This is a genomic window from Bacillus sp. 22475, from assembly GCF_052044835.1.
Lineage (GTDB): Bacteria > Bacillota > Bacilli > Bacillales > Bacillaceae_G > Bacillus_A > Bacillus_A cereus.
Genome location: NZ_JBQENW010000009.1, coordinates 1 through 13,813, shown reverse-complemented (window position 1 = coordinate 13,813; position 13,813 = coordinate 1). Strand labels below are relative to the sequence as shown.

Below are 13,813 nucleotides of genomic sequence, written 5' to 3'. Positions count from 1 at the left end.
GAGATTATAAAATGATTAGATTAACGAAAGTCTCAAAGTTAGCATTTGCAACATTAATTGTGGGAAGTAGTTTAAGCGTCTTTATGTCGTCACACAGTGTACAGGCTGACACCTTAGATCATAATTACCAAGACACTCAAAAATTCATACCACCTTCTAGTGCTAGGCAAACATTGGAACAAAAAAACACTATTGTTCCAGAAGCAAAAGTTGTTAAAAACCATTATGTAAAATATTCTAAAGCACATTTCCAAACTAAAGAAAGTATACCAAAAGAGATTTATTATTCTTCAGAAGGCTTTAAGGGCTATATACAAGCAAGTACCGTCTGGGATATGGGAGATCATTTCGCAACGCTATATTCCGGAACTGTTATTCGATGTTAGACTTTTAATCCCTTCTCTCCTAATGCTTATAATGATCAATAGCTCACTGCCAATACTGTAATATCTATTGTTCATAAAATAAACCACAAAATCTTTCGATTTCATGGTTTATCAAATATAAAGATAATGCTAAACGAATACTCTAACATTACCTTCCCCAAAGTTAATTATAGAGTATTTTCAAAAAAAAGACACTCTTGTAGTGTCTTTTTTATAGTATTTTTAAAAAATTACGTCTACTAACATCTTATTGTTGCGGCTATTCATTTATTTCAATATGATACTTTTTCATCTCGTATATGCAATAGACAATGATAGCCAAACTCCAACTGACACCATAATAATTATGTGTGTAGAAGTCATATCCCGCCTTAATACCTTTCTCTATTACAACCAATGTAAATCCTAAAGCCACCCATTTGTTAATTTTCATTTTAATAAACGTTAAAGAGATAATTATTAAAAATAAAATATTTGTAAGATGATTTATCATTAGCTCATATTTTTGAATGTATACTGCCATTATACAAGCAACGATATTAGTCGCAATGCCAAAGGCAACCACCGCTCCCCAAATCCTGTCCGAAAGTCCTACTCCTGAGTCAGTCCCTTCCTAAACAAATATCCCTTTCTTTAATTCGTTCCTACACCCTATTCAAGATATGCTAAATTATCCTTGTCTGATGAATATCTATTTATCTTTTCATATAGAGCAAACAAAATCTTTACTCATAATTTTTTCTTTATTCTTGATATTAAGACTGTTTTTATGAGCATTTCGTATAAGTATGATGTAACTGATTAAAGCCATTTTCAAAGACGACATATCAGCGATAATTTATGTCTATTTTATATTGGTGTTAGCAAGTTCGTTTGCAAACTTGTTAGCACTTTTTTATTTAGATAATACACACACCTTCTTACATACTGATTATTTTCCCATTGAAGTACTTACGTTCTAAGGATATACCTTTATTTCATGTAATTACATTGGAGAAGTATAGTAAAGTGGAGGTCATTCGTTTCAATTCCGGAACAGTTCATTGGAAATAACGAGATTCTTAACTAATTAAATAAAGTTCCGAAATCACTAGTTACAGATGATACATAAGAACAACTTGAGCAAGAACTAATAGATTCAATGCAAATTTAAAAAGAAATATTGGTTTCACATTACCGTAATAACTGTATATCAATACGAATACATAAACACTATCCATATTGATATACAAATTTATCTTAGCTAGAGAGAGAAGCTCCTACATCACCAATCCCTTGAATCATGTCAATTTTTACGTTAATTCTGTTTGGTGATCCTATAAGATTATCTGTTGAATTGCTTTCTACTTTTATATTTGGTCCAATAATAGTAACTAGATCTTTGCTAATGTGCAGTATAAAACCTTTGATATGAATATCTTCTAAAAATAATATAATGTATAAATTGGTTAGTTGATAATCACATAGTAATTTTTTAATTTCAGTTGTTTTTATTTCAATATTATTAGATGTATCTATTTGGTAATGAGATTCTTTTTGACTATATAATAATTGCGAATTATCTTGCGATAGTATGAATTTTTTAGGGGTTGGTGGATTGTTAAAAATATCACTTAATCTTAATAAAACACGAGAGGATTTTGGGGTTTTTAATGGTTTTGCAGAAGCATCAGTGGATTCTTGAGGTCTTATTGGTTTTACAGAAGTATCAGGTGATTCTTGAGACCTTATTGGTTCTGTTGAAGTATCAGGTGCTTCTTGAGACCTTATTGGTTCTGTTGAAGTATCAGGTGATTCTTGAGACCTTATTGGTTCTGTTGAAGTATCAGGTGATTCTTGAGGCCTTATTGGTTCTGTTGAAGTATCAGGTGCTTCTTGAGGCCTTATTGGTTTTGTTGAAGTATCAGGTGATCCTTGAGGCCTTATTGGTTCTGTTGAAGTATCAGGTGCTTCTTGAGGCCCCGATGAATATGCAAAAGTTTTTGGTGGAATAAAAAACGGGATAGGTTTTATATCAAATAATTTAAATTGAGTATTTTTTTGATTTGAACAGAACTTACACATATAATCCCCTCCTATAAAAGTTTGTATTATATTGTAAACATGACTTGTATAAAAGTGATAGTGCAATTACCTAAAATATTGATATTACTTATATTTTAGGTAATTGCACTATCACTAGGCTTGTATGTAATTAAATTCAAATTCTTCATTTGATAAATCATTTATACAAATTTTATATAATATTAAAAAAATGCACTAGGATTACAAATACCTAGTGCATTTTTAAGCTTGCTAATTACGCTCCTTGATCATCACTAACTGATAAAATATCACTAATTTTCACACTAATTTGGTTAGGATTTTCAAGTGCATTTCCAGCATTATTACTTTCTACTTCTACGCCTTCTCCATTACCACGACGAAGCGTAACAAAAGTTTCTCCGATTCGAGTAATAAGACCTTCTACGTGGAATGAAGGTAAAAATAATACAACTCTTGCTCCTACTAATTGAAATGCGCGTAACAAAGTACGGATTTCATCTTCATGATGTTCTGCCATTTTCATCAACCTTTCCTTTGAAATTTATAAAGGAGTGAAGAAGTCTTTTTGAATCAAACCTACTTACTATATGAAATGAAAACTAGTAAAGTAAATCTCATCTTATTTTAGAACTGCCTCACTGCTTTATAAGATAGACTATGTTTTTGATTACAATTTGCTTAGACTTGATCACAATTGATATAAAAACAAACGTCCCCCTATTTATTCTGAAAATTCAGATAATAGTTTCAGAGGAATTTTCTATGAAAAATCTTGATACTTTCCTCACCAAAAATTACGATAATTTTCTATTTATTAAGTCAGATAAATTAGAATAGCAAACAAGAATATTCCTCCTTATAAAAGTGAATTTCTCTTTACTACACAGCAATTAACTTTGAATTTGCTATGATATAAAACATTTAGCCTTTAGAGTGTGTCGCACCATTGACATTTACTATTGCATTGATTTTGAATCCCAGTCCCACATCATATAAACTTTGTACAATACAGATACCTTTGAATTAAAATCTAAAAACCTTATTCCAAACTTAGACTTAATTGATCGCTCCTCTCCCTTCCCTGGGGCTAAGTAGCTAGCTTTTGCTAGCTGCTTTTTTTATTAAACGGATAAAATTTGATATTCTAACAATACTACTCATAATACAACTTGAGCAGTTAACTTTTGTTAGCTGCTCTTTATTTGTACAAGGTACTCAATTGACTGGCGCACATATAATATCCTGAGTTCCTTTCTTTATAAAATAGTCGTTATAAAATGAGACTCGTCACGAGAGCACTTTACTAAGTGCTCTTTTTATATTCCAACTTAATACAAAATGAAAGTTTGATTAAGCTTATTTTTACTACCGCATAACATGTTTAATTCTGCTTATAATATAGTTGTAACTTAAAGTTACATATCATTTACTTGTAGGGCCTAATTTTCTTTTGTACAACAAGCAGTTAGCTAATTAAGCTGGCTACTTTGTTGTGCAAAAAGAAGTTTTTATACGATTTTAAACACATTTAAAAATAAATTCATATGATATTACGTATTCCTCTCTTTTACAAAATGGTTTTTGGTCAAAAGAGCACTTTTATGAAGTGCTCTTTTCTCATGGAATTAAAGCTCTACAAAATAGCGTTTTTGTTTAGTTTCAATCTAAAAGTAAAATTTTCATTTTTTCATTCCACCGAGTTCATAACATATTCTTTTCCCCCGATAAAATAATAATTAGATGTCCCATACGCACTTTATCCACTGGAAATAATACCTTTCACGTACTTACGTATTAGAAACTTCATTTTTGCTTCTTCTGCAATAGCAATTTTGTTCACTTTTTTGATACATTTATGAAACATTCACATGTTATCTTCAATATGTTCTATTCTTTTTGAAAAACCATGTGAGAATACCAAAACAAAAAGCCCTAGAGCCCTAATTCTAGGGCTTTTTGTTTTCAAATAAGGATTTTGTATTAAATCTGCACCAAGATTAAGGAGCATACATACCATATCTTGTGCACCTTTTTTATATAAATCTTGGTCATTGGGCGCCTTTAAAAGCGCTCTTTTTTGTTGAAAAACTACACAAAGAGAAAAAAAATGCATACAATGCCACGTATTCTTTTTCATTGTAAGTTTGGGTGGAAGAGCGTCCTCCAGGACGCTCTTTATATTTGTTTATAAACAAATAATTTACTTAAAAATACTCACAGTTTGTATAAACCAAACATATATTTACATAGACAAGACATAGCTTTTTATTAAACATGCACAATTTTTGTGCATGTTTTTTTTATTTAACAAAAATTACATATTTTTCAGTTCAGATTATGTTAAGATTTACTTCGTATTCGAATTATGGTTTCGTATCTAATTCAGCAATATGTGAACTGTTTACCTAAAGAAAAGACACCCAAAAGGTGTCTTTTCTTCTTTTAACCTGAAAAATATTTTCCTTTTCAGTAAGATCCAATTATCCCTCTAATCTAAACCTCATATTTAGAAGGAATTTAATCAAGGTATTCAAGAGTTTTCACCTATTTCAATAGGCCTATAATTTAATTTCAAATCACATTTCCAGCACTATATTTGCTTTCTTACAGATTTTCTATCTTGTTCTTAATTCTGTCAAAATCCTCATGTAGCTATACAAAGAATATATGCTATTATAATTCTAAGAAACTATGTGTTCCCTTAACCCTGTATTTTTACAGGGTCTTTGTTTATTTTATTTACTTTTAATGGCTTATAAGAGTTAATACACAACCATTTTCAATTAAAACCGTTTAAATGTTAGTTAGAATTTGAAATAATATATCTATTAGTTTTTTTAACAAATGAAATCTACTATTAGATTTCTAAATGTATACTGTACTAAGCACCGATTAACACTATACAAATAGTGTTAACTATGTTAATTGAATATTGGTAATAGTAAGTATAAAAATTATCAATTTACTATATCTTACATTTATGTAAAAATAGATGTATGTTAAGCTTATTCAAAATCTTTCCCCTAATAAAGATTTGAAGTAGCATTTCATGATTCTCCTTACTGTTAATATGCCTTGAAAAAGAACCCCATAGGGTTCTTTTTCTTCTCATTATAACCTCAGTAAGTCCATGCAAAAAGGACTGCTAATTATTTGCAGCCCTTTTACACGTTAATATACACTTGTATTACATGCTTAAAACTTTATTGTATTAGGTATTTATACCAACTAAACATGCCATTATCATTTAGATATATAACACTTCAAAGTTTAGAAGTATACAATAACAAATCTTTCCCAGCTTCCAGCTACATAACTAGTAGCTGTTAATTCTCTACCACCATTTGCTGATATATATCTACCATTACTTAGTGCTTGTAATACATATATCCTATTGTCTCCACCATTATATAAGATAAACTTTTCCCATGCACCAATTGATGTACGATCTGCTACTACTCTACCATTTGGCTCAAACGAAACATACTTCCCATTACTTTTAGCTTTTAAAGCGTACGTATATAATTCCCCAGTCGAAATTAATTCGAATTTCTCCCATCCATTAACTGCATTACGATTTGCTATTATATTTCCCGAAGGCTCAGCCGATACATATTGTAAATTTGCTGCCTGTATAGCAACTGTCCAACTTCCATTAAATAAATTTACGCCTTTTAGTGAACCTGCTTTTGATAGATTGGCTGCCGATACATCATTCGATGGTGTAATCATCAATATCATTAAAACCATCGACAACACCATTAAAACTAACCTTTTTGAGATTGTATTACCACTTGCACGTGTTATGAAACTTTTCATTCTCATTCCTCCCTTAATATACATAGAACTCATATATATCATACCAGATATGTAAAATATTGTAATACCGGAGAGGGTTTATCAACAAATACCTTACTATTCTGTTTCTTTTTTCTCAAATCTATAACACTTAAACATTTATCAATTCTCAAGCACATTTTTAAAATCCCCCCTCCCTGATAAACAAATGTAGCAGTTGATGGCAAGGAGAGTATATACAAAAGAGAGAGTATTTTCATTTCACTTTTCTTTAAATAAAAGCCAAATAGCCGTTCATAATGAACGACTATTTGCATCTAACTAATAATTAGAAGGTTCTTCATGTTAATCTATTTTGTTTAATCCCGTTGAAGTAACTTGATAGGTTCTTTTTTTGCCTATATATTCTTGTTTATTATTCTCAAGGTTAATAAGTGTAGCGCGTGTCTTTTCCTTTACTGCTTCCCCTTCTATATGGGTAATCTCAATGTAATCTCCCGCTTTTACGGGCACCTTTTGGATTTCAGCAGTTTGTTGTCTATTTCCCACTATTTCCTTATTATACACAACACTACCGGTCGAATTCTTTACTGTAATACTTGCATACGTATTATTAAAGTAAGAATGTGGTACGCCTGCTTCTAAATTCACCTGCATTTTCTCTGTTGTCCTATTATAATCAACTTTTGCGATTTCTCTATCACTATATCCTTTTAAAGACCACCCAAAATGATTTCCATCTAAAACCGTTGTTTCTGGCATTTTTTCTACTTTCTTCAAGCCTTCTTTTGTAACTTCGTACATGACTTTTTTTCCAAAGCTTTCTTGTTTACTATTATCTACATTTGTAAGAGTAGCTCTATGTACACCTTCTAGATGTGTTAACTCTATATAATCGCCTACTTTGACTGGAAATTTTTGCGATTCAGCATTTTGCTGTTTGTTTCCATAAATCTCTTTGTTATAGACCACTTTACCTGATGTGTTTTGTACTTTAATACTCGCATACGTTTCATTAAAATAATGATGCGGTACGCCTGCTTTTAAGTCGATTTGCATTTCTTCTGTCGACTTATTAAAATTAACTTTTGCAAACTCGAAATCACTAATTCCTTTTAGTGACCATGCAAATTGATTTCCATCTAAAATTGTAGCTTCGGGCATTTTTTCTGCTTTCTTCAGACCTTCCTTTGTAACTTGGTATATTGCTTTTTTTCCAAAGCTTTCTTGTTTACTATTACCTACATTTGTTAAAGTAGCTCTATGAATACCTTCTAGATGTGTTAATTCAATATAGTCTCCTACTTTGACTGGAACTCTTTGCGATTCAGCATTTTGTTGTTTGTTTCCATAAATGTCTTTATTGTATACTACTTTTCCTGATGCATTTTGTACTTTAATACTCGCATACGTTTCATTAAAATAATGATGCGGTACGCCTGCTTTTAAGTCGATTTGCATTTCTTCTGTTGATTTATTGAAATTAATTTTTGCAAACTCGAAATCACTAATTCCTTTTAGTGACCATGCAAACTGGTTTCCTTCTAAAATACTAGAAGAGTCCGGTATATCTGAATTAAAACCTAAGTTATCTAATATAGATTTTAGATCAGGTAAAACACCTATTCTATCATTCCACGGATCTTGAGATTTTGTTCCTGTATTCGGATTACTTAAGATATTTCTTAATTCGGCTGGTGTATAAGGAGAACCTCGATGTTCTTTAGCAATACCTTGAATCGAAGTTGCTGCTCCAGCAATAATTGGTGAAGCACTTGATGTTCCACTAAATGTTGATGTATATAAATTTGTAGTATTTTGACTTGGATTTGCTGATGTTGTATCAACATTTTCTCCCCATCCATATACATCTAATCGACTTCCATAATTTGAAAACCATAAACGTTTATGTGGAACAGTTGATGATCCCGCCCCAACCATAATAGCACCTGAATCCTTGAATTCTGGACTATTTCGATTTAAGATCTTTTTTCCATTACGATCTTTAAAATTATCTAAGTCGTTTGAACCATTTGCGCCAGCTTCTATAATAATAATCCCTTTATCTGCACCAACACGAATTGCATCAAAAATATCTGGATGTACTTCTACAGGTAAATATTTCTCCCCATACCCATCATACGAAGCTTGTGCCTCTAATAAAAGAATATCTCCCGCTTGTAAATTATGTACAGCACTTAAAATAGCATCCGCTGTATTATAAATTCCATTATCCCTGATCTGGGATATTACTTTTACATTTGCACTTGGTGCAATTCCAATATTTCCAATTTGATTATCTTCTGATGAAACAATTCCTAATACAGAAGTACCATGAGCTCTATGCTGGCTTATATTTTGTCCAGACATAAGCTTTATATTTTTATTAACTAGATCCTCATGGTTCAATAACCATCCATATTCCATATCCACAAAAGTTGTACCCTTTCCGTCACCACCTTTAATGCTCCAAGCATGCGAGGCATTAATTCCCTTTGGTGCCGCTTCAAGATATCCTTGATTTTGAAATCTAGGATCATCGTACGGATTTACAGATAAATCTGGTAACTGTATTTCAGGGGGTGTCAAAATTTGTTTTTCTTGTATATAAGCCTCCTCTACGAGAGGAGATGTTTCAAATTTTTTCAGTAATAATTCTATTTCTATGTTATTAGGAGCTTGTACAATATAATAATTTAATAAATTATTAGCTGATTCATTAGCAACTGATTTAGATTGTACTGATAATTTTTCAATCTCTATCGGATTTACAGATGAGAACAGACGATCCAAAGTAAGTTCTGTATTTTCGGAAAATAAATTCTTTAAATTGTTATCATAATCCCCATTTTTTATTCGTTTCTCAATACCATCTTCATAAGGTAAGTCAATTTGATTTTTAAACTTTACAATTAATCTTTCTTCCTGTGAATCTCTTTCTTTGTATGTGACATTATAAGATTCAGCGTAAACTTTATTATGAATACTATCATTTTGTAGAATTAGATCTGTTCCTACAAATGTGGTCATTGCAATTGATGAAATTAGAAACCCTTTAAATATGTTCATACTATACCCGCCAATCTATATTCTCTTGAACATTTTTTAATGCGTATAATGGTTAAGATTTTTATATAATATATAAATCTATAATTTAACTTTTGTAGTGAAATCTATGGCTTTATTAATAATCCCATAAAGGTAACCTGATATATTCTTTTCTTTCCCATATACTCCTGTTTACTATTCTCAAGATTAGTAAGTGTGGCGCGTGTCTTTTCCTTTTGTGCTTCTCCCTCTATATGAGTAAACTCAATACAATCTCCTACTTTGACTGAAACGGTTTGGCTCTCAGCAGATTGTTGTCTATTTCCTATAATTTCTTTATTGTACAAAATATTACCGGATGAATTCTGGACTTTAATGCTTGCATACGTATTAGTAAAATAAGAATGGGGGATACCCGCTTCTAATTTAATCTGCATTTTTTCTGTTGCTTTGTTATATTCTATTTTCGCGATTTCTCGATCATTATATCCCTTTAATGACCAAGCGAATTGATTTCCATCTAAAACCGTTGTTTCTGGCATTTTCTCTACTTTCTTCAAGCCTTCTTTTGTCACTTGATACCTCGCTGTCTTTCCAATGGTTTCATTTTTGTTATTTTCAAGGTTAGTTAAAGTTGCTCGCGTTTTTTCCTTTGTTGCTTCTCCTTCTATATGGGTAAATTCAATGTAATCCCCTACCTTGACGGGCACAGTTTGGCTTTCAGCATTTTGTTGTTTATTTCCCACGATTTCCTTATTGTACAGAACGTTACCAGAAGAATTCTGGACCTTAATACTCGCATACGTACTAGCAAAATAGGAATGTGGTACACCTGCTTCTAGTTTTACCTTCATCTCTTCTACCGTTTTATCATAATCTACTTTTGCAATTTCTCTATCACTATATCCTTTTAATGACCATGCAAACTTGTTTCCTTCTAAAATTGTTGCTTCTGGCATTTTTTCTACTTTCTTCAGACCTTCCTTTGTAACTTCGTATATGGCTTTTTTTCCAAAGCTCTCTTGTTTACTATTATCTACATTTGTAAGAGTAGCTCTATGTACACCTTCTAGATGTGTTAACTCTATATAATCGCCTACTTTGACTGGAACTTTTTGCGATTCAGCACTTTGCTGTTTGTTTCCATAAATCTCTTTGTTATAGACCACTTTACCTGATGTGTTTTGCACTTTAATACTTGCATATGTACTATCAAAGTAGTCATGTGGTACACCTGCTTTTAGATTAATTTGCATTTCTTCTGTTGATTTATTTAAATTTACTTTCGCAAATTCGAAATCTCCAATCCCTTTCAACGACCATGCAAATTCATTACCTTCAAAAATGTTTGGAGATTCATTTTTGATTTGTACCTTTTTCTCAACAGTTTGATCAAATATATCCGTTAATACAATCTTTGCATAAGCATTTGTTGGTAATGATATAGATTGACTGATTCCATTTTGATAGGATTTAATATCATTAATTACGTTAATAGGTTGGCCCGTCATATTTTCATTGTTATAAATTTCAATTTTCCCCTTAAATTGCGGTGTACTATTTTCTTTTAGTTTCCAAGATACATTTAATTTTTCATTTTCATAATATATAGATTGGATATCAAAATCTAGTTTTCCTATTTCAGGTTGAGTAGGTTGATTTAGCGTGAATATTTTTCCTGCCCCAATAGTAGACTGCGTATTACCTCCTGCTTTGACCCATACATATTCTGAAGTAGATCCTCCATCATATTGATAAGTATTATCATGCGTTCCAGAAATACTTTGATTATTCCAAGAACTCCATTGTTTATCAACTAATTTTCGGCTATAACCATTTTTTAGACGCGCTTCTCGAACATTCTGTCCACTATCAGCCCAGTCTTCTTGAAACATTCCTAATCCATGATTAAATGCAACATTAGCAACCGGAAAGTCCATAATTGCAATTTGATGCCATTTATTCTTTGTTACATCTTTCATCCATTGTCCAAATTTAGTATGACCATTTTCTTGCCATGAACGCATTGTCATTGTGTACCAATTGTAGTCTTTCCAACCATAAGTTGTTTGAACCTTCATTCCTGTTCCTTCTCCTCCAAAGGGTCCAGCTTGCGAATTCGGAGATAAGTATTCGGCCTTTATTGCTTCTTTAGAGGAAATTGGATCCCATAAGGCAAAATGTAAAGTACGTTTTCCATTTTCATCAAACCCACTTTGTTGTTGAAAACCAGCATATCCTCCAGCTTCACCACCTGCATTCCAGTTGTGTACAGCCCAGTACGTATAAGGTGGTGTCTGAACTGGTGACCAGTCTATACTAATAATATCTGAGGCAGGTATATTTTGGGGACTCACATAAACTGCTGGAGCAGCTGAATGTGTTGCAGCTTTAGTGTGCAAAATAGACGTTCCAAACATAGAAAACATGCTACATGCTGCGGTAATTATAATAACTTTATTAAATCTTTGCTTTGTTTTCTGACTAATCACTAATCTACATCCTTTTCTAATTTTTATTATTGAATACTAACGTAGTAGAGAAATCTATCAAAATTCAAACAACATCCAGTAATTCTTCAAAATACTGGATGTTGTTCTATCTTTACATCTGATTCTTACATATTAATTGATTGTAATTGCTTTCCATAACGATAGTGCAAATATCCAATTCGGGTCACCATTTCCTTGATGATTTTGAACAGCTTCATACACTGTCCCTTGATGTTCTACTTTATCGCCCTTTGTATATGCCTTCTTTGGATCCCATTTTTCATAAGATACATTTTGATCTTTGGTTTTTACAAGAAGAATTTCACTTTGGATTGATGTATTTCCAGCTGCATCTACAGCCTTCACTGCATATTTATATTCCTTATTAACTGTTAAGTTTTGATCAGTAAACGTCGTTCCTTGTACCGTTTGAATCAATTGTCCATCGCGTAATACTTGATATTCTTTTACACCTACATTATCTGTAGAAGGATTCCATTTTAGCTCTACACTGTTAGAAGTAAGGTTGCTTCCATATAACCCTTGTGGCTGTGTTGGAGCTTCTGTGTCCGGTTTCGGATTAACAATTTGATTTACTTTCTTCAGACCTTCCTTTGTAACTTCGTACATGGCTTTTTTTCCAAAGCTCTCTTGTTTACTATTATCTACATTTGTGAGAGTAGCTCTATGCACACCTTCTAGATGTGTTAACTCAATATAATCCCCTACTTTGACTGAAACTTTTTGCGATTCAGCATTTTGTTGTTTATTTCCATAAATGTCTTTATTGTATACTACTTTCCCTGATGCATTTTGTACTTTAATACTCGCATATGTTTCATTAAAATAATGATGCGGTACGCCTGCTTTTAAGTCTACTTGCATTTCTTCTGTCGATTTATTGAAATTAATTTTAGCAAACTCGAAATCACTAATTCCTTTTAGTGACCATGCAAACTGGTTTCCTTCTAAAATATTATTCACATTAGGCATATCTGGTTTAATTGGATTAGAATCCGTACCCTTCCAAATCTCTGCTGTTAAAATTGGATATCCTAATGCAGCTACTTTTTGAATAGTATCGTTATTTGGACGTAATCCCCACTTCTCAAAGAAAGGAATCAAATTTTGTTTGGCTACTTTTGATGCTGAAATCATAAATAATTGTTTTTTATTTTCATCAGTTTGTGGAAGTTCACTTGCAGGCATGTCTCTATACAATTGATGCAATTTAGGATAGAAATCCTCTCCATACGCTAACTGTAGTTGCCAAAGCATAACAAGCTTTACAAAAACATCGCTAATTTCATCATAATTTTTATTCACTTGTTCTAGATATTGAAATGCTTTTGGATAAATTCCACTTTTCTCTAAGTTGGATGGTTGATTAAATGCTTTTTCTACAGAAAGGCTGTATATATTATTTTGTACTTCTGTCATATTATAAAACTTCCAGGGCGATTGTTGTCTCAAATGTCCTGCCTCATGCCAAGGGCCCCAGCCATCTGTTATAAATTTATTAATATCTAACACGTATTGGATTGCATCTCCTACATATGCTGTTCGATAAGAAGTTGCATACATATAATAATCAGGAGAATGATTTTCTTCTACGTAATGAACATAATGTTTATCTACTTGTTCTTCAGATAATCCAGCTACTTTGTCTTGAATTCGAGTAGCTTCATCCATCTTTTTTAAGAGTTGTACAGGATCTGTATTAGAACCCAACAAATATTTCTTAACACGTGCAGGGCTGGCCGTAATTAATACACGTTCGCCTTTTAACTCCACTGCATGTGCATTAGGATATTGGTCCAGCATGTTTATTAAATCTTGTTTTGTATGCTTTCCTAGTTCAAAGAAAGGCGTAGTCGTTCCACCTGTTGTAATTGTTGTTCGAATGCTACCTCCTTGCTGTTTATTATAAAAATAAATCAGCCCCCCATTTGGAGATTGGATTGTGTTTACACCAGGTTTTAATGTAAATGATTTTATCTTAGAATCTTCTCTCCAAGAAGCATCATACGAATACGTTCCAAT

9 protein-coding genes are annotated in these 13,813 nt (G+C 32.1%); 1 reads left to right on the top strand and 8 read right to left on the bottom strand.

Annotated features, from left to right (window positions below; translation table 11 throughout):
- Positions 1–11 precede the first annotated feature (11 nt).
- Positions 12–386, top strand: a complete 375-nt coding sequence (locus ACTJJY_RS15925) for a hypothetical protein (protein ID WP_440605960.1) — start codon at positions 12–14, stop codon at positions 384–386.
- 259 nt (positions 387–645) lie between these two features.
- Here ACTJJY_RS15925 and ACTJJY_RS15920 read toward each other — a convergent pair whose 3' ends face one another.
- The 8 genes from ACTJJY_RS15920 to ACTJJY_RS15885 all read right to left on the bottom strand — a co-directional run.
- Positions 646–951, bottom strand: coding sequence for a hypothetical protein (locus ACTJJY_RS15920; protein WP_440605959.1), 306 nt, complete (start codon positions 949–951; stop codon positions 646–648).
- A gap of 674 nt (positions 952–1,625) precedes the next feature.
- On the bottom strand, positions 1,626–2,450 hold the full coding sequence (locus ACTJJY_RS15915) for a hypothetical protein (RefSeq protein WP_440605958.1): 825 nt from the start codon (positions 2,448–2,450) through the stop codon (positions 1,626–1,628).
- 235 nt (positions 2,451–2,685) lie between these two features.
- Positions 2,686–2,955 carry a hypothetical protein gene (locus ACTJJY_RS15910; RefSeq protein ID WP_372584120.1) on the bottom strand — a complete coding sequence of 90 codons (270 nt, stop codon included), beginning with the start codon at positions 2,953–2,955 and terminating at the stop codon, positions 2,686–2,688.
- A 1,341-nt stretch (positions 2,956–4,296) separates the two neighbouring features.
- Positions 4,297–4,569: a hypothetical protein gene (locus ACTJJY_RS15905; RefSeq protein WP_440605957.1), complete on the bottom strand. Its 273-nt coding sequence runs from the start codon at positions 4,567–4,569 to the stop codon at positions 4,297–4,299.
- Between the two features lie 1,133 nt (positions 4,570–5,702).
- The gene (locus tag ACTJJY_RS15900) at positions 5,703–6,251 is read right to left on the bottom strand and encodes a fascin domain-containing protein (protein ID WP_000834557.1); all 549 of its coding nucleotides are present in this window, start codon (positions 6,249–6,251) and stop codon (positions 5,703–5,705) included.
- A 324-nt stretch (positions 6,252–6,575) separates the two neighbouring features.
- Positions 6,576–9,299 carry a putative mucin/carbohydrate-binding domain-containing protein gene (locus ACTJJY_RS15895; RefSeq protein WP_440605956.1) on the bottom strand — a complete coding sequence of 908 codons (2,724 nt, stop codon included), beginning with the start codon at positions 9,297–9,299 and terminating at the stop codon, positions 6,576–6,578.
- 104 nt (positions 9,300–9,403) lie between these two features.
- The gene (locus tag ACTJJY_RS15890) at positions 9,404–11,770 is read right to left on the bottom strand and encodes a putative mucin/carbohydrate-binding domain-containing protein (protein ID WP_440605955.1); all 2,367 of its coding nucleotides are present in this window, start codon (positions 11,768–11,770) and stop codon (positions 9,404–9,406) included.
- 132 nt (positions 11,771–11,902) lie between these two features.
- Positions 11,903–13,813: M60 family metallopeptidase (locus ACTJJY_RS15885; protein ID WP_440605954.1), on the bottom strand; the 1,911-nt coding region annotated here is incomplete at its 5' end.